The sequence below is a fragment of the Alteromonas sp. Cnat2-8 genome (assembly GCF_022348355.1).
GTDB lineage: Bacteria > Pseudomonadota > Gammaproteobacteria > Enterobacterales > Alteromonadaceae > Alteromonas > Alteromonas macleodii.
Window position 1 is genome coordinate 566,850 of sequence record NZ_JAKREX010000001.1, and the last position, 18,995, is coordinate 585,844.

Annotated in this window: 14 protein-coding genes; 6 read left to right on the forward strand and 8 right to left on the reverse strand. The window is 45.1% G+C overall.

Annotated elements, in window-relative coordinates; genetic code table 11:
- The first annotated feature begins 11 nt into the window (after positions 1-11).
- The 6 genes from pdxA to MHN00_RS02460 all read left to right on the forward strand — a co-directional run bounded on the left by pdxA (position 12) and on the right by MHN00_RS02460 (position 6,155).
- Positions 12-998 carry a 4-hydroxythreonine-4-phosphate dehydrogenase PdxA gene (pdxA, locus tag MHN00_RS02435; protein WP_110288484.1) on the forward strand — a complete coding sequence of 329 codons (987 nt, stop codon included), beginning with the start codon at positions 12-14 and terminating at the stop codon, positions 996-998.
- Positions 995-1,822: a 16S rRNA (adenine(1518)-N(6)/adenine(1519)-N(6))-dimethyltransferase RsmA gene (rsmA, locus tag MHN00_RS02440; RefSeq protein ID WP_014948308.1), complete on the forward strand. Its 828-nt coding sequence runs from the start codon at positions 995-997 to the stop codon at positions 1,820-1,822. The genes pdxA and rsmA overlap by 4 nt, the downstream gene beginning before the upstream one ends.
- 7 nt (positions 1,823-1,829) lie before the next feature.
- A complete protein-coding gene (gene apaG, locus MHN00_RS02445; protein ID WP_014948307.1) occupies positions 1,830-2,204 on the forward strand; it encodes a Co2+/Mg2+ efflux protein ApaG in 375 nt (124 codons plus the stop codon).
- A 7-nt stretch (positions 2,205-2,211) separates the two neighbouring features.
- Complete coding sequence (locus MHN00_RS02450; protein ID WP_239300137.1) at positions 2,212-3,039, forward strand: symmetrical bis(5'-nucleosyl)-tetraphosphatase; 828 nt, start codon at positions 2,212-2,214, stop codon at positions 3,037-3,039.
- A 282-nt stretch (positions 3,040-3,321) separates the two neighbouring features.
- On the forward strand, positions 3,322-5,346 hold the full coding sequence (locus tag MHN00_RS02455) for a methyl-accepting chemotaxis protein (protein ID WP_014948305.1): 2,025 nt from the start codon (positions 3,322-3,324) through the stop codon (positions 5,344-5,346).
- Between the two features lie 227 nt (positions 5,347-5,573).
- The gene (locus MHN00_RS02460) at positions 5,574-6,155 is read left to right on the forward strand and encodes a heme-binding protein (RefSeq protein WP_014948304.1); all 582 of its coding nucleotides are present in this window, start codon (positions 5,574-5,576) and stop codon (positions 6,153-6,155) included.
- Positions 6,156-6,219: 64 nt separating this feature from the next.
- Here MHN00_RS02460 and lysC read toward each other — a convergent pair whose 3' ends face one another.
- The 8 genes from lysC to MHN00_RS02500 all read right to left on the reverse strand — a co-directional run bounded on the left by lysC (position 6,220) and on the right by MHN00_RS02500 (position 18,870).
- Positions 6,220-7,569, reverse strand: a complete 1,350-nt coding sequence (gene lysC, locus MHN00_RS02465; protein WP_014948303.1) for a lysine-sensitive aspartokinase 3 — start codon at positions 7,567-7,569, stop codon at positions 6,220-6,222.
- A gap of 60 nt (positions 7,570-7,629) precedes the next feature.
- A complete protein-coding gene (locus MHN00_RS02470; RefSeq protein ID WP_014948302.1) occupies positions 7,630-8,079 on the reverse strand; it encodes a DUF192 domain-containing protein in 450 nt (149 codons plus the stop codon).
- A gap of 72 nt (positions 8,080-8,151) precedes the next feature.
- On the reverse strand, positions 8,152-10,764 hold the full coding sequence (gene acnB / locus MHN00_RS02475) for a bifunctional aconitate hydratase 2/2-methylisocitrate dehydratase (protein WP_014948301.1): 2,613 nt from the start codon (positions 10,762-10,764) through the stop codon (positions 8,152-8,154).
- Between the two features lie 625 nt (positions 10,765-11,389).
- Positions 11,390-12,343: a DNA ligase gene (locus MHN00_RS02480; RefSeq protein WP_239300139.1), complete on the reverse strand. Its 954-nt coding sequence runs from the start codon at positions 12,341-12,343 to the stop codon at positions 11,390-11,392.
- 145 nt (positions 12,344-12,488) lie between these two features.
- Complete coding sequence (locus MHN00_RS02485) at positions 12,489-12,773, reverse strand: hypothetical protein (protein ID WP_039224537.1); 285 nt, start codon at positions 12,771-12,773, stop codon at positions 12,489-12,491.
- Between the two features lie 6 nt (positions 12,774-12,779).
- The gene (locus MHN00_RS02490; RefSeq protein ID WP_239300141.1) at positions 12,780-13,961 is read right to left on the reverse strand and encodes an alpha/beta hydrolase-fold protein; all 1,182 of its coding nucleotides are present in this window, start codon (positions 13,959-13,961) and stop codon (positions 12,780-12,782) included.
- A 131-nt stretch (positions 13,962-14,092) separates the two neighbouring features.
- A complete protein-coding gene (locus MHN00_RS02495; protein WP_239300143.1) occupies positions 14,093-15,805 on the reverse strand; it encodes an ATP-binding protein in 1,713 nt (570 codons plus the stop codon).
- Between the two features lie 254 nt (positions 15,806-16,059).
- Entirely contained in the window at positions 16,060-18,870 is a 2,811-nt protein-coding gene (locus MHN00_RS02500) for a bifunctional aconitate hydratase 2/2-methylisocitrate dehydratase (protein ID WP_014948296.1), read from the reverse strand.
- Positions 18,871-18,995: the final 125 nt, after the last annotated feature.

The following is an 18,995-nucleotide window of genomic DNA, read 5'->3' on the forward strand; positions in this document are numbered from 1 at the left end:
ATAAGTTATTCATGAGTACACCAATTAAAATAGCAATAACGCCGGGAGAACCGGCAGGTATCGGGCCAGATTTGATCATAAAACTGGCCCAGGAAACATGGCAAGCTCAGCTTGTCGTGTTTGCCGATGGCGAAATGCTCACAGCACGAGCAAGCGCCTTGGGGCTGCCATTAACGCTAATCGATTACGATGCCACTAACCCGCAAATTCAAGATGCGGGTTCGTTGTTTATAAAGCAAATAGATAAATCCGTTGACGTTACGCCAGGCGAGCTTGATAGCGAAAACGGGTTATACGTAGTAGAAACTCTGCGCCAGGCGTGTCAGGCAAATATGGATGGCGACTTCGACGCCGTCGTTACCGGCCCCGTACACAAAGGCATTATCAACAAAGCAGGGGTATCATTCAGCGGTCATACTGAGTTTTTTGCGTATCAGTCCAATACCATTGATGTGGTTATGCTTCTGGCAACTGAAGGTCTTAATGTAGCGCTTGCCACCACGCATATTCCCCTTGAGTATGTAGCGAAAGCTATCACCCGAGAGCGTCTTCATAAGGTCATTCATATCATCAACACCGACCTTAAATTGAAGTTTGGCGTTAAAGAACCTCACATTTATGTGTGTGGCTTGAACCCTCACGCGGGTGAAGATGGTCACATTGGCACTGAAGAAATTCATACCATCATTCCGGCGCTTAACGAACTAAGAGAAGAAGGCTTAAAGATCACAGGCCCTCTACCTGCAGACACCATATTTCAACCCAAATATCTGGAAAATGCTGACGTAGTGCTGGCTATGTATCACGACCAAGGCTTACCCGTGCTAAAATATAAGGGTTTTGGGGCTTCAGTGAATATCACGCTAGGGTTACCTTTCGTTCGTACATCGGTAGATCACGGTACTGCATTAGACTTAGCAGGAACAGGTGAAGCCGACGCCGGTAGTTTCAGAAAAGCATTGGAAAAAGCCATCGAGCTTGCACATCATCAACAATGAGTAAAACACACTTAGGCCATACGGCCAGAAAGCGATTCGGACAAAACTTCCTTCACGATGATTACGTGATAGGCAAGATTGTTGCGGCCATCGCGCCAAAAAATGAACAAAACCTGGTAGAAATTGGACCCGGTTTAGGCGCATTAACAGATCCTGTTTGTGAAGAAGTAGATGCACTCACAGTCATTGAGCTAGACAGAGATCTTGCTAAGCGATTGAGACACCATCCATTTAACGGCAATAAGCTAACGGTTATTGAACAAGATGCAATGACCATGGACTTTGGCGCCCTTTCTAAAGAAATGCCAGTCAAAGACAAAAAGCTTCGCGTATTTGGTAACTTGCCCTACAACATTTCGACACCACTAATGTTTCACCTTTTTGATCATGCTCACTGCATAGAAGATATGCATTTTATGCTTCAAAAAGAAGTGGTAAACCGCTTGGCAGCAGGACCAGGTTCTAAGAATTACGGCAGGCTTTCCGTTATGGCGCAGTATTACTGCCACGTCATTCCGGTACTCAATGTTCCGCCGGGTGCCTTTAAGCCACCCCCGAAGGTTGATTCTGCAGTAGTGAAGCTAGTGCCGCATCAGGCTCCGCCAGTAGATGTTGAGTCTGTAAATACGCTTGAGCGCGTCTGTGCACAAGCGTTCAACCAGCGCCGAAAAACCATTCGCAACTCGCTGAAAGACAGTTTAAGTGAAGAGGAGATCCGTGAGCTAGGTATCGATCCTACCTCTCGCGCAGAAGTATTATCACTTAACGATTTTGCCACAATAGCAAACGCTGTGTCGGCAAAAGAGCACCAACAAGAGCAGTAAGTTCTCTATGGATGTACTTGATATTAAGGTGCGGGTGAAAACCCGTCACCTTCCCGACCACCTTCCGTCAGATTCAAAGCAATTTGCCTTCGCGTACCACATTACGATTGAGAACAATAGCGACCATACGGTGCAATTACTCAGTCGCTACTGGAAAATTACCGATGCAAATGGCAAAACATCAGAAGTTGAAGGTGATGGGGTTGTAGGCAAGCAACCTATCATGAAAGCGGGCGAGCATTTTGACTATACCAGTGGCGCTGTCATTGACACGCCGGTTGGGAATATGGAAGGCTACTATGTAATGGAATTAGAGAGCGGCGAGCGTTTTCGCGTTCCTATCGACGTTTTCCGATTAGCCATTCCAAGTATTCTTCATTAAGGTTTCTATGTCGCAAGGTAACACGTACGTCATTGGTGATATACAAGGCTGTTACGATGGTCTTCGTCGCGCGTTAGATAAAGTAAAATTCGACGAAGAAAACGATACGCTACTCGCAGTAGGTGATTTAGTTGCTCGAGGAGAAGATTCTTTGAGCACATTGCGCTTTTTAAAGTCTCTAGGCAGCCAGTTTAGCAGTGTTTTAGGAAACCACGACCTTCACTTACTTGCCGTTGCAAACGGCATCCGCAAAGCAAAAAAATCCGACAAATTAGAGCCTCTACTTAATGCTTCAGACTTGACCGAACTTATTGACTGGTTGCGTCAGTTCCCGTTGGCAATGAAGTTAGATGAGCAATCAGTAATGGTGCATGCTGGACTCTATCCTAAATGGTCTATTGATGAGTGCGTCTCACTTAGTGACGAAGTTAGCAACATCCTAAAATCCGACAATTACGCTGCTTTTCTTTCAGAAATGTATGGTAATAAACCCAACAACTGGTCAGATAAACTTAAGGGTGATGAGCGACTGCGTTTTATTGTGAATGCGTGTACGCGCATGCGTTTTGTTCATACCGATGGCACACTCGATTTTGATAACAAATCTCATCCCAGCGCAGTATCCCACAGCACTAGTAGCACGTTAAAACCATGGTTTGAAGTAGAGAATAAAAAGCTCGGTGACGATCAACGAGTGGTATTTGGGCATTGGGCAGCTCTGTCGGGCCAAACAAACAGTCATCAATTTATCGGCTTAGATACAGGCTATGTTTGGGGGCAAAGCATGACTTTGCTAAACCTGAACTCCGCTTCGCTTGTGAGTGTTTCTGCCTAAAACCAGAGTTTACTGGCTCCGCAATTATCCAATTCGCACATATTTACGTGTATAATTTTACCCATCAACTGGTATTACCAGTTAAACTTTCTACACTTAAGTGCTAAATAAAATAAACATTAAGTTATTGTAGCCGATACACTTACTTACGATAGTAACGATAATGTCTCATTATCTACTCAGTAATTAAGCAAACTAGCTTCTTTAATCGCTATATTTTGTTTGCTGAGACGGGTAATATCGTTAGGGATAAAAATAAAAAACACTCATCCAGGAGTTCCGATGAAAATAACGGTAGCCACACGCGTAATCGGGGGATTTGTAGCGATTAGCGCACTTCTGATCGTCATTAGTGTTGTTTCACTTTATAACCTCAACTCAATAGGCTCAGCAACTGAAGAAGTAAATGACGTTGCATTACCCACAGTAGCAGGCAGCAATGCACTTAAAGCCAGCTTTCTCAATATGGGCCGACTTACCTTCGAGAGCTACATCGAAGAAGATCTAAATGGCTTAAAAGACAAACGAGCGTCTTTTAACTCTGCCAAAGACACCTTTGAGAGTGAATATAAGAAACTGGCGCAGGCCGTTAATAACGAGCCTGAACTAAAGAGCACGCTGAATACTGTACGTGAGTCATATGAAGCATATATCACCAATGTTGAAGCGATGTACAAAAATCACCAAATGTACCTTGATATACGCAACACAATTCAAGACAGACTGGGTGACGCTGAAGACAATGCAGACGATGCATCTACCTACCTTCTAGACTTCTCAGACTTAGATGCTGTTCAGCGCGACCCTAACCTACGACGTGCGGCAGAAATCGGCAGTCAACTTGAGACGTCGCTGCTTTCTTTGCTAACGGTTTCATACGAGTACATTAAAACAGAGACACTGGTTCGTTCACAGACGCTAGGCAACGAAGTTGATTTGGTTGTCGAGAAAGTGGTCACGCAATTAAGCGACATGATGCAAACTGCGGGCGGCCGCGATGATTCTGGTACTCTTGATGATATTAACGACTTGGTTAACAACGCAATCAATGCGATTAAAGCTAACGATGGCGTGGTTCAGCTTCATGTTGATCGTCTAGAGCGCAGAAATGATGCTGAAAAAGCGCTTAACGCTTCAGACTCAAATATCGCGCAAGCGGTTGTCGCTCTAGAAAACCTGCTCAATCTTGCAGACAAGAAAGCGTCACATGTAGAAAGTCAGGTTAACGGCGCCATTGCGACGGGCAACACGTTCGTTATTGTGGTTGTTATTATCTCGATTGCAGTAGCAGCATTTATTGGCTACGTGACCGTACGCGCAATCACACGTCCGCTTTATCGTGTAAATGAACTTCTGACGGTGGCTTCATCGGGTGACCTTACTCACCGTCTAGACGATTCGGCGCAAGACGAATTTGGTCTTTTAGCCCGAAACTGCAATACGCTAATTGGAAACCTGAAGGAGCTCATTACAGCCATTAACGTTCGTGCTGAACAGCTGGCAGCCGCCTCAGAACAAACGTCTGCAGTGACGGCGCAAACGACGCATTCAATTCAGGATCAGAAATCACAAATTGGCCAAGTAGCAACAGCAACCACAGAAATGCACTCTACGTCGCAACTGGTTGTGCAAAACGCTGAAGATACACTAAGTCAAATTCGCCATGCGGATGCTGAGGCTGAGAACGTGCGCCAAATCTCACTAGAGAATAAGAACACCATTGAGATCTTATCTCGTGACGTTCAAGAAGCGGCAGACGTTATCAATAAGCTTCATCAAGACAGCGCAAGCATTGGTGGCATCTTAGACGTTATCCGTGGTGTTGCAGATCAAACCAACCTGCTCGCCTTGAATGCTGCTATTGAGGCAGCGCGTGCTGGTGAACAAGGTCGAGGCTTTGCGGTTGTTGCTGATGAAGTAAGAACCCTCGCCAGCCGAACTCAAGAATCGACACAAGAAATCAACGCAATGATTGAAGTGCTTCAAGCGGGTGCTGAAAAAGCGGTATCGGTGATGAATCAAGGTAAAGAGCAAACTGCGGCGTGTGTGGCACAAACTGAAAAGGCTACACAGGCATTGGATATCATCTCTGACGCCGTTCACAAAGCCCATGACGTGAGCTCTCAAATTGAGCAGTCTGCCCGTGAACAGAATACGGTATCACAAGAGATCAGCGAAAAGCTTGAAACTATTGTGGGTATCGCTGAAGAGACGACAGCTGGAGCACAGCAAACGTCTGAGTCTAGCCATGAAGTGGCTCGACTTGCTGAAGAGTTACAACAGTCTATCAGACAGTTTAAAGTGTAACGCTTTTTACGAACCTGTTTTAAAAAGGGGCTTTTAGCCCCTTTTTTGTGTCTAACAATTAATCTGGCACACTTTAGGAATGCATAGATAGTTACTTAAGAACAGTTTAACTGAGCATTAATCGGCTTTAATTCGTATAAGGACTATTCGTAACAAACCACTAAAAAAGAATGATATTTTCCCGTTTTCGCTTGCCTCTTTTCATTACTACTTTATTGGTGTCAACAATGATCCAGGCTGAGCCATTATATTACAAAGATACAGAAACCCTTCCCTATTCCATTATCGAGACCCTTGATGAAGATATTGAAGTGAGGCATTACAATGAAGCGTTAGGCGTAATGTCTAGTGGGAATGAAGATAACGGAGCATTTCAACTACTCTTTAATTATATCTCTGGTGAGAATACATCCAGTAGCAATGTGTCAATGACGTCCCCCGTAGAAGTTGGAAAGCGCTCTCAAGAAATTGCAATGACCTCTCCTGTCGAAGTCTCATCTTCAGAAACAATGATGTTTTTCTTGCCCAGCAAATATGACATTAAAAGCGCTCCTGTGCCTACGCACAAAGATGTATCGCTGGTTACTGTACCAGCGAGAACGGTAGCCGCTATTCGTTATTCAGGTTTCAACAAGGACAGCGATAAGAAGCAGTATACGAATAAACTGCTTAAAGCCCTTAGGGACAATAATATTGAGCTTGATGGTGAACCTAGCTATATGGGCTACGACTCGCCTTTCACCCTACCGTGGAATAAACGTCACGAAATCATTGTACCGGTCGACATTTTGAAATCATCTACAAACTGATGTGAAATAAAAACGGCCGCCTTTAAGGCGACCGTTTTTTGGGGTCATTCAGCACAGTAGGTGCTTATTCAAATAACGCCGTGTGAAGCTTGCGAACCACGTCGTCACTGTCGGTCTCGTTAACCAAGAACGATAGGTTGTGCGGGTTGGCGCCAAAGCAAATCATACGCAGGTTGAAATCTGAAACCGCAGCTAAAATCTTGCTAGAAACACCAACAGCGGTTTGCATGTTGTTACCTACAACCGTGACAAGGTCGTAACCTTTTTCTACTTTCACATCACAGATAGTTTCAAGTTCGGCAATGGTTTCTTTGTTTAGTCGCTGAGCCACAGAGTTTGCGGGGTTATCAAGGGTAAAAGATACCGAGATTTCTGACGTGGTAACCAAATCAACACTTAGCTTGTGCTTAGCGATGATGGCAAATACCTGCTGTAGGAAGCCTTGCGCATACATCATCTTCGGTGTTTTCACTGTCACCATTACCTGCTCTTTACGGCGAGTAATAGCGCGATACGGTGGTTCGTGCTCACAATCACGCACAATCCATGTACCGCCCTTTTCTGGCTCCTTACTAGAGCCTACAAACACCTTTATGTCCTTGCGAAGCGCAGGCTCCATAGTGGCAGGATGTAGTACCTTGGCACCAAAAGTGGCCATTTCCGCCGCTTCTTCAAAGCTGAGTTCAGGTAACGGATGAGCGGCTGGCGTAATGCGCGGATCAGTTGTGTACACCCCTGTTACATCAGTCCAAATCTCACACGATTCGGCATCAAGCGCTTCAGCAAGTAGCGCCGCCGTAAAATCTGAACCACCACGACCTAGCGTTGTAGTACGGCCTTCCTCATCGGCTCCAACAAAGCCTTGAGTAACCACTATCGCGTCTTTAATTTCAGGTGCCAGCAATTGTTTAGACAGCTTTTCGATTTCTTCGATTTGCGGCGCACCTTCTCCAAACTCACTGTCCGTACGTAACACCTTACGTACGTCAAAGTTCATGGTTTTTACGCCCTGCTCTGCAAGCACTGAAGAGAACATCAGCGATGACATCCGCTCACCCATTGAAAGCAGCTGATCTTTTAAATCATCACGGTGAAGGATTTCTTCATGAAACGCTAAGCTTCGCATTTCATCTAACAAGTCGTTGAGTTTTGGCTCAACCGCGTCTTTATCTTTCAACTTGTTAAGAATGGCAAGCTCAATATTAATAATGGCCTGACAGGTCTCTTCAATTTGCTGTTGCGTCATAGGTGTGTGCGCTAAGCTTACTAGGTGATTGGTTACACCTGCCGCAGCGCTCACTACCACAATGCGCGTTTTGTCATTACCGGCAACAATTCGGGCGCAGTTTTGCATTACTTCGTAATTCGCAACGCTAGTTCCACCGAACTTAGCTATCGATAAGGCATTTGTCACTATATTTAACTCCAGAATAAAACTAGCATTTCGCTAGCAGCAACCGCGCCTTTTGCGCGGTTAATCAATCGTTATTTGGTCGCCTACTTTTATATTATTCTCGGCAAACCACCCTTGGTTCATTTCCAACGCGTAAAGTACCTCTTTCGATGATCCGACCGACTCCAAACTATGTGGAGTGAGAGGTTTTATATCCGTTATTACGCCTTTTCTGTCGATAAATGCTACGTCTAGAGGAACAAAGGTATTTTTCATCCACATGCCCGCAAACTTTGGGCTAGAAAACTTGAAAAACATACCGCAGTCTTCACACAAGGCTTTGCGAAACATAAGGCCCTGTGCGCGTTGTTCAAAGGTTTTGGCATACTCAACTTCATAGTGCTTGCCGCCAATCTCAAGTGTAATGGATTCAAAGTCCACTGAATTCAGCGACGATACAGGGTCAACCTGCGCTTTTGCACACCCTAAGGTTAATACAAGTGCAGCAACAATAAAGAAAGATTTTCCCATTAGACATTCCTTTTCGCCATAAAAAAAGCCGGTCACCTTAACGGTCACCGGCTTTGTAGTTTATACACTATTTTAAGCAACATTCAATGTTGGAATAATGCGCGCTTTTGCTTCTTCCTCAGCCTTTTTAAAGCTAGGCATTTTGTCGAAGTTTAAGTAGCGGAATACTTCACCCGACATTGCATTAATTTTGCTAGCGTATTCCATGTACTCTTCAGCAGTTGGAATGCGCCCAACAATGGCACCCACCGCGGCAAGCTCTGCTGAGGTCAAATATACGTTCGCCCCATCGCCCAAGCGGTTAGGGAAGTTACGAGTAGACGTTGAAAGTACGGTTGTTCCCGCATCCACCCTTGCTTGGTTACCCATACATAGTGAACAGCCGGGCATTTCTGTACGTACGCCTACGCGACCATAAATATTGTAATAGCCCTCTTCCATTAACTGGGCTTTGTCCATCTTAGTCGGTGGCGACATCCATAAACGGGTTGGCAGTGTTTTGTTGTACTGCTCAAGTAGCTTACCGGCTGCACGGAAGTGACCAATGTTTGTCATACATGAACCAATGAAGACCTCGTCTACCTTATCACCTGCAACGTCAGATAAGGTTTTCGCATCGTCAGGATCGTTAGGGCAGCACACAATTGGCTCTTTAATTTCGTTAAGATCGATTTCGATAACCTCAGCGTATTCAGCGTCTGCATCGGCGCGCATCAACTCTGGGTTAGCTAACCATTCTTCCATTTTTTGCGCTCGACGCTCTAGCGTACGAGGGTCGCCATAACCTTCGTTAATCATCCAGCGAAGCATGGTAATGTTTGAACGCAGGTATTCAGCAATCGACGCTTCAGATAGATTGATAGTACAACCGGCTGCTGAACGCTCCGCCGACGCGTCAGAAAGCTCGAACGCCTGTTCTACAGTTAAGTTCTCTAGCCCTTCGATTTCTAAAATACGGCCAGAGAAGGCGTTGATCTTGCCTTTTTTCTCTACCGTTAACAGCCCTTGTTTGATGGCGTACAGCGGAATGGCGTGTACCAAGTCGCGTAGCGTAATACCCGGCTGCATTTCACCCTTGAATCGCACTAGTACCGACTCGGGCATATCTAGCGGCATAACGCCAGTAGCCGCAGCGAACGCGACCAGACCTGAACCCGCAGGGAATGAAATACCTAATGGGAAGCGGGTATGGGAGTCACCACCTGTGCCTACTGTGTCTGGCAGCAGCATGCGGTTTAACCAGCTGTGAATAATGCCGTCGCCAGGACGCAGCGATACACCACCGCGGTTCATTATAAAATCAGGTAGCGTGTGCTGCGTTTCTATATCCACCGGCTTTGGATAAGCGGCAGTGTGACAGAATGATTGCATGGTTAAATCGGCAGTAAAGCCAAGACAAGCTAGATCTTTAAGCTCATCGCGGGTCATTGGCCCTGTGGTATCTTGCGAGCCCACGGTTGTCATTTTAGGTTCGCAGTAGGTGCCTGGGCGAATACCGTCGACACCGCACGCCTTACCCACCATTTTCTGCGCTAGCGAGAAACCCGCGCCGCTGTCTTTTGGCTGTTCAGGCGTACGGAATAAATCCGTTGGGCCTAAACCTAGTGTCTCACGCGCCTTCTCGGTAAGGCCACGGCCAATAATCAGGTTGATACGTCCACCTGCGCGCACTTCATCCAGAATCACCTTCGACTTATAGCTGTATTCTGCAAGAAGTTCACCGGTTTCATGGTTGGTGATTTTGCCTTCAAACGGATAGATGTCTATCACATCACCCATGTTCATTTTTTCCACATCGGCTTCAAACACCAATGCACCGGCATCTTCCATGGTGTTAAAGAAGATAGGCGCAACTTTTGAACCAATGCACACACCACCGCCTCGTTTATTAGGCACACCCGGTAAGTCTTCACCGAAGAACCACAATACAGAGTTAGTTGCCGACTTGCGTGACGAGCCGGTTCCAACTACATCACCGACAAACGCTACGGGATACCCCTTACTTTTGACTTCTTCTATTTGCGCCATTGGGCCTTTAACACCTGGCTCTTCTGGCTCTAAACCTTCGCGGGGCATCTTGTAAGCTGCCAGGGCGTGCAGAGGAATATCTGGGCGAGACCATGCGTCAGGGGCTGGCGACAAATCATCAGTGTTAGTTTCACCTGTTACTTTAAACACGGTGTAAGTGATTTTATCGTCCATTAACTTACGCGACGTAAACCACTCACCTTCAGCCCAAGATTTAATGATGTCAGTGGCATGCTCGTTACCCGCTTTGTGCTTTTCTTCCACATCGTGATAAGCGTCAAACATTAAAAGAGTATGTTTCAGCTCTTTCGCTGCCAACGGCGCAAGCGCTTTATCATCAAGTAGCTCCACTAAAGTGGCAATGTTGTAGCCACCGTGCATATTTCCTAGCAGTTCAACGGCTTTCTCTTTAGAGATAAGCTCACAACTGTCTTCACCTTTTGCGATTGCACTTAAAAACCCAGCTTTAACGTAAGCTGCCTCATCAACCCCAGGCGGTACACGTTCTGACAGCAGTTCTAAAAGAAACTCCCCTTCGCCTGCTGGCGGGTTCTTTAATAAATCAACCAGGCCAGCTACCTGTTCAGCGTTAAGCGGTTTAGGTGGAATATTTTGAGCGGCACGTTCTTCAACGTGATTGCGATAGTCTTGTAACACAGTCTCTTCCTCTAAGTTAGCTTGCGCAATGGGAGTAAACGGTCTTGTACGCACTTGACGCAAGGTGTGTTTAATAAATCATCAACAGTATAACTTCACGGGCTCATTTTTTAAATTTAGCGCCCTTTTAATTCACTTATAATCGCTATTCATACCATTACTTTTAAACGGAAAAAGCGATTAAAAAGAAACAAGCAAAGTAACTTTAGCAATTAACACGTAGTAAAGTTATAGGGCTTTATGACTTAAAGACAAGGGGTTAGCTGTACACGATGATTCTTCAATTGAAGCAAACCGTAAACGATTAATACCAGTCCGCATAGATAATTACCCACTCAGCGAGAGTTAAAATGTTCGTAATCGCGGCGTGTTACCGCAGGTATAGTGGTTCACATCAAGGTGACACAATAAAGAGTACGGACATTTAAAACTCGCCCTTCGGGAAGGTCTGGCAAGCTTCCTAGCTTCATTCTGGGAATTTGAAAGGGAACAACCATTCCTGCATTCCCACGCTTTGCTAGGAAACTTGCCAGCGCCTTCTGAGTGGGCACTTATCCATGCGGATTGGTATAACAACAGTAAGTGAGAGGCAGTTCATTGTGACTATACTGGCAGTAAATAATTGTTAATTGGGCAAGTCTGTCTGAGGTCTGGTGCGAAGATAGCTTGCAAACTTTGGCTTTCCATTTTTGGTTAAACCGTAGTACTTAAAGGTTACCCAGCTACCGATAGCGGGCGGAGATTGGCGCTCATTTTCTGAAAAGCCCGTTCCTAATTTAAATTGAATGCCTTCTCGCGTTTCTACAAGAAGCGAGCCCATCATTCCCTTAAATCGTCCTTTTCCCGGAAGCAATGCCAGTACTTTCCCTTCTGCATCTTCAAAGCGTTTTACTTTGAGTAACTTGTCACTTCGCCCGGATGTGTACAGCGCTTGTTCATGATGAAGCATTAACCCTTCTCCGCCTTCCTGGGTTACTTGCTTCAGCTTTTCATCAAGTGAAGCAATAGACGTAAGCTTAAATTGAGGGATAACTGCAAACGTTGGATTAGGTGTAGATTTACTTAGGCTGTTAAGCATGTTGAGTCGCCGACCAAAGGGCTCACCCATCATAGGCATGTCAAAGGCCATAAATCTAACTTTGGCCCAGCGTTTTGCAGATAGAGAATTTGCTGCGGCTATAGTGTCTGCTGAAGACACTGTGCTAGATGAAGCGTTAGCGACAGAATGCAGCTCGATGTTTGTCATCGTTGAAAGCACAATAGAAGCTGTACGTTCAAACTCCCCTCTTCCTATCCAAAGTTCGCCGTCAATAGTGGTTTCTGGCCAGTTGGCGGTGAACCATGTTGGCGCGAATATCTTGTTCCCATTACGGGTAAGTAGTTCAGTACCGTTCCATCTTGCGCGAATACCGTCTAGCTTCTCACTAACCCAATAGTCAGCTACGTTAATATCAGTGCGACTTTGATCGTATTGCTTAGCAAGCTGCAGCCCTTCGACAGTATCGAGCATGTGATTAGCATTAACGCTAGCTATGGCGGTGATTGAAAGTACATATACAGCAGTCAAAAAATTTCGCATCGGCTCTTCCTATAACGTGTTAACCTTTGCTTGCTTTTATGCTTTTAATAAAGAAGCAAAAACAAAGAAGGCAGAGTAAATTACTCTGCCTTCTTTGTTTTTATAACTGTACGTAGGAAGGTTTTTTCGCTTAATCGAAGCTGATCTAGTCGGTAATAATATCAATAACTGAGATCAGCACGTCTTCAGCAAACGCTTCACCTGCTGTTCTTTCTTTATCACGTCGCAGTTTGTAAGTTTCCAAGCAAGCATTTAGCTGCTCGTCGGCGGTGTAAACCCCATGAACATCTGCGTTATTAGCTTGCTCAATACAGCGATCGGTTTGTCCCGTCGTGACGGTACTGCACCCGCTCGTTCCCAAGGTGATTCCGACCATACAAACCGCAGTGGCGATCCAGTTTACGTGTTTAACTGTGCTTTTATGGTTCAAGATAACTTAATCCTTCAATAAAGACTGCAAGCGTTTTTGTCTATTAACATAAACCTGATGGCCATCGTGCTCAGACGAGGAAAGTGCTAAAGCTTGGTTCACGCTTTCCAGCGCTTTTTTGTACTCGCCCATCTGCTCATAACCATAAGCTAAGCCATTATATGCGTCAGGCGTTTGAGGATACTCAGCAATATCGTATTTAAACAAGGCGATGGCTTTGTCGTAGTTTTGTTCGCCCACATAGTGATAACCTAACTCGCGAATAACCCATTCCGGCGCGTCGAGTTTCTCGCCTCGCTGCTTTGAAACACGGGCGTAATAGTCTTTAATACTTTTAATATCTCCACTGAACTGCTGTGGCCTTAAATAAGCTGATAAGAACAAATGATGGTAAGCGCTGAAAGTTGACGCAGCTGAGACCAAATTGTGGGTAACTCCCTCGTAGGCTTCGTTCTCCCATCTTAATCCGGCGGGTTGATTTGCCCGCATTCCAGAAATCATATCGTTATAATACGGGCGCATGGGCGCGCCTTCATTGCCGATAGACGTGTAAATGAAGTGGTCTAATTGATTGGCAGATTTTAAGAATGCAACCGTACTTTTTGCAGATGCGCCATAGTTCCACCACACCGCAGCACTGTAAGTCAGCGCGGCGTTAAAAAGCTCAGGCTTCTGGGAAAGTGCGTACAACGCGAATACACCTCCGGCTGATGCACCCTCTATCACTCGAAAGTCATGCACGCGATATTTCTTCTCTACCATCGGCATAAGCTCAGTGGTTATAAAGGAAAGAAAGTTTGCACCGCCACCGCCATAGCCTACAGGCCCGTTTGGATCTTCATTTGCCGTGGGATATAGATCGCGAAGTCGGTCGGTATTTTCAATGGCGACTATGATGACTTCCGGAGCAGCATTCTGAGATTGCAGCGATTCTAGCACTGCATTCATCATAGTAAGATTTCCCGCACCATCTAGACGATAAATAACGGGGTATTTCTTGTCGGGGTTTTCGGCGTAGCCTTTTGGAAGCTGAACAACCACTTCTCGTTGCTCGTTTAACACTTTAGATTGGAGTTTCTCTACCTTCAATTCGTAACGCTGGCTGTCGCTGCCTGTTTCGCTGTTAGCCGGAAGGCTCGTGAAAGCAAAAAATAGCAGGGCAATTATAATATGTATTTGTGACTTCAAACTTAAATCCTTTTATAAGACGCTTTGCTTTTCGCAGTAATACTATTTACTTGATTGGGCCAAGCGAACTTTTATTATTATCTATTGTATAACAGGGGTTTATTCGGATTAATGACAATTTCATAGCCACATTACTCTGTATATTCCCCTTTAGCAATACAGGAACTTTCTGTAGACATTTCTCCGCCCAAGTATTTAGTTAGCACAGCGTGTAGTTCCGTTTTATTGACTGGTTTTGTGAGGTATCCATTCATCCCGGATGCTAACGCTTTATCTATTTCTTCGGCAACCACCGCAGCAGTGAACGCGATAATAGGAGTAGTGATGTTAGCTTTTCGCAACGCTAAAGCGGCTTCAGAGCCATTCATTTCAGGCATGTGTAAGTCCATCAATATAAGGTCGAAATGCTGCTTAAGTGCAATCTCTACAGCTTCTTTACCGTTATTAGCAAGCGTAACTTTCAATCCTGTGTCTTCTAACAATGATTTTGCTACGACCTGGTTAATGTCGTTATCTTCTGCAACCAAAACAGTAAGGTTTGAGAACGACGGTGTGCTTTCCTGTTCTTTAGCGCCAATTACACTATCTGCAATTTCAAACGGTAGCTCGAAATAAAATTCACTCCCCTGACCTACCGCGCTTTTCAGATAAACCGTGCCGCCCATAGCTTCAACCAAGCTTTTTACTATCTGTAAACCAAGTCCCGTTCCCCCGTGCATTCGATTAATGCTGCTGTTGGCTTGGGTAAATGCATCGAATACGCGTTCTTGTTCAGAAGCATCAATCCCGTCCCCCGTATCCTTAACTGAAAATCTGACAAATTGATGGGTCTTTGACGCTTCACCTTTCGATAGCCCTAAAGTGACACTGCCCTGATGCGTAAACTTTATCGCGTTGCTCACTAGGTTGTTTAACACTTGAGAAAGGCGCGTTGCGTCCCCTACAACACAAGTATTTAATGTTTTATCTACTTCTATTCTCAGTGAGATACCTTTGTTCTGCGCCAATTGTGCATAAAACGCCACGCAATCTTTGGCAGTACTTTTTAGGTCAAAGGGAATGATCTCCAGCGCAAGTTTTCCCGCATTCAGTTTGGAGAGATCTAATATGTCGTTCAAAATACGGTTTAGCGAGAGTCCTGAACGCTGAATCTTCTCGAGGTTAGGCCGTGCACTTTCCGAAATATCATGAGAAAGCACTACATCGGTCAATCCCAAAATACCGTTTAATGGCGTGCGAATCTCGTGTGACATAGTGGCGAGGAATCGTGATTGTGCAGCCGACGCTTGCTTTTCGCTTGCAAGCGCCCTGTTTAGCTCAAGAGTTTTGTTTTTACTCTCAACAAGGGCTTTCTCTAATTGGCTCGCTAGAGCATAGATAAGAAGGGACACAACAAGGTTGGTCACACAAAGCCTTAGCCAAAGGCCCTTGTCATAATCCCCTTCGTAAAACGGCACAAGAAAAGTACAGCATGCGAGTACTACCATTGCACTTATTCGCCAACCATTAGAAAGCAGTAAAATGGGAAAAATAGTAGCAATTGGAACTAAGGTTGCGGGCATGAGCCCATTGCTTATTACAAGGTAAGGCGCGACGGGAATGGTGAGTATTGCCCACAATTTCGCCAAAGGGTCTTTATAGTTAGAAAAGATAATTCCCGCTACCGAAATTGCACACCAAGACAGGCCGAAAAATACTGCCACATACACATTTTGGGGTTGGGCTATGACGATTACCGCTAAGATGAGTAGAGAAAAAACCAGCAGAATTTTGAAGCCAGCTTTTTGCAAGGCCGATGTGACTTCGCCAAATGATTCAGGCTTTGTAGAGTACTGCTTTGGCATTAGAGTTTCTAAGTATTATTAAATGACTAATAACTCAGTATAAGTACCAAACAACAACTCTGCATAAAAATAATGGGGTCAGAGTACTTTTCTAGCTGTTTACCGCTAGCTCTATTACCGTACTAATGTACTCTGACCCCATTATTCAAGTTGGCTATCGCTGGGATCATTACCCTATTAATGTACTCTGACCCCATTATTTCGGGTACAAAAAAGCCCCAACCGAGGTTGGGGCGTTTAAAAGCGTTAAGTACTTATACGCGCTTAACGGCTACATCTGCTTCGAACTTAGGTTTAACTGCCAAGTCTTCAGAAGGTGGAGCAAACTTAGTTAGGTCAATGCCTGCAACTGCTTGCTTGTACTCTTCTGTCGTTGGGAAGCGACCAAGAACCGTTGAAAGTACTACTAGCGGCGTAGAGCCTAGTAGTGATTCACCTTTCTTCTCAGCAGAGTCAGCTACAACACGACCTTGGAAAAGACGTGTAGATGTCGCGATAACTGTATCGCCTGGCTCAGCCTTTTCTTGGTTACCCATACATAGGTTACATCCAGGACGCTCTAGGTAAAGAATGTTGTCGTACTTAGTACGCGCCGCTTCTTTAGGCTTAGCATCATCGAACTGGAAGCCTGCATATTTCGCTAGAACGTCCCAATCGCCTTCCGCTTTTAGCTCGTCAACGATGTTATATGTAGGTGGAGCTACAACTAGTGGCGCTTTGAATTCAACAGAACCGTTAAGCTTTTCTAGGTTACGCAGCATTTGTGCGATGATTTGCATGTCGCCTTTGTGCACCATACAAGAACCAACGAAACCTAGGTCTACTGGCTTACCATCATAGTAAGAAACTGGACGGATAACGTCGTGGGTATAACGCTTAGATACGTCTTCGTTGTTTACGTCTGGGTCAGCAATCATTGGCTCGTCGATTTGATCTAGATCGATAACCACTTCTGCGTAGTACTTCGCGTTGTCATCTGGCGCAAGCGCTGGCTCTTCACCAGACTTGATTTCAGCAATACGCTTATCAGCTAGGTCAATTAGGCCTTGAAGCATGTTCGCTTCGTTGTCCATACCCTTGTCGATCATGATTTGGATACGGCTCTTAGCAAGTTCAAGCGACGCAATCATTGTCTCGTCATTTGAAATACAGATTGATGCTTTCGCCTTCATTTCTGCAGACCAGTCAGTGAATGTGAATGCTTGGTCAGCCAATAGAGTACCGATTTGAACTTCAATTACACGACCTTGGAACACGTTCTCGCCAGAGAATTGCTTAAGCATTTGCGCTTGAGTCGCGTGAACCACGTCACGGAAGTCCATGTGCTCTTTCATGCTACCTTTAAAAGTAACTTTCACAGACTCAGGGATTGGCATTGCCGCTTCACCCGTTGCAAGTGCTAGTGCTACCGTACCTGAGTCGGCACCGAATGCTACACCTTTAGACATACGCGTGTGCGAGTCACCACCGATGATAATGGCACGATCGTCTACTGTAATGTCGTTAAGCACTTTGTGAATAACGTCAGTCATTGCATGGTAAACGCCTTTAGGATCACGTGCAGTGATTACACCAAAGTTGTTCATGAACGACATAAGCTTAGGAATGTTAGCTTGTGCTTTTTTGTCCCATACTGATGCCGTGTGACAACCAGACTGGTAAGCACCATCTACAACAGGAGAAATCGTTGAAGCGGCCATTGACTCAAGCTCTTGGCACGTCATTGGGCCAGTCGTATCCTGAGAACCTACAATGTTTACTTTAACGCGCACGTCAGAACCAGCGTGAAGCGGAGCATCTGAATTTACGCCAACTGCATTACGGTTAAAGATTTTTTCAACCGCTGTTAGGCCTTGGCCTTCGTGAGACACTTCTTTCGACGCTGCATATACGGCTGGCGCTTTTGTACCTAGAGTACGTGCTGCGAAAGACTGTAGCTGCTTACCGAATACAACTGCGTAAGAACCACCGGCTTTCATGAACTCCATTTTTTGAGGAGTAAATGATGCAGATACGTCAGCAAGTTCTTCTGAACCGTTGTAAAGCTTCTTCGCCTTAGTATCGATAGTTAGTACGGTACCAGTTGCTACTGAGTACGCTTCTTCAAGTACTGGGTCACCGTTTGCATCGCGAACAATTTCACCATTTTCATCAGTTTTCTTAACCCAGTTCTTAAGGTCAAGACCAATACCACCGGTTACGTCAACAGTAGTAAGGAAGATAGGCGCAATACCGTTAGTACCAGCAACAATTGGCGCTTTGTTTACAAATGGAATGTAAGGGCTTGTTGGCTCACCTGCCCATAGTGCAACGTTGTTAACACCAGACATACGAGATGAACCTACACCCATTGTGCCTTTTTCAGCGATAAGCATCACTTTAGCATTCGGGTGCTTCTTACCAAGTTCAACAATTTCTTGCTGCGCTTCAGGAGAGATCATGCACTGGCCGTGAAGTTCACGGTCGGCACGTGAGTGCGCTTGGTTACCTGGAGAAAGAAGGTCAGTTGAGATATCACCTTCAGCGGCGATGTAAGTCACAACTTCAATTTTCTCTGGAACATCAGGAAGCTTGGTAAAGAATTCAGCTTTTGCGTAGCTTTCTAGTACGTCTTTAGCAATAGCATTGCCAGCTTTGAATGCATTTTCAAGACGCTCAGTGTCAGCTTCGTATAGATAAACTTGAGTCTTCAATACTTCTGCCGCAGGCTTAGCAACCGCTTCGTCATCAGAAAGTGCTAGGTCTAGTAGTACTTCTACAGACGGACCACCTTTCATGTGTGAAAGTAGTTCAAGCGCAAACTCAGGGGTAATTTCTTCTACTTTTTCTTCGCCAAGTACAATTTCTTTTAGGAATTGTGCTTTAACACCCGCCGCAGGTGTAGTACCTGGAAGCGTGTTATAGATAAAGAATTTTAGAGAGTCTTCGCGATGCTCGTTTGTTGTATCTTTAATTTGAGCAATAATTTCAGACAGCAGATCTGCACTGTCGATTGGCTTAGGGTTAAGACCTAGTTCCGTTTTACGGGTTTCGATCTCTGCCAGATATTCTGAATACAAACTCATATAGTTCTCTCGGTCTTAGTTTTACTTGGGCGTAGTGTTAAGTCGGTCTTAGCTATACGCATATAAAAATGAGGGATATTTTAACCGATTTTTAGCGGTTACGTAATGACTGAAAGTAAACAGTT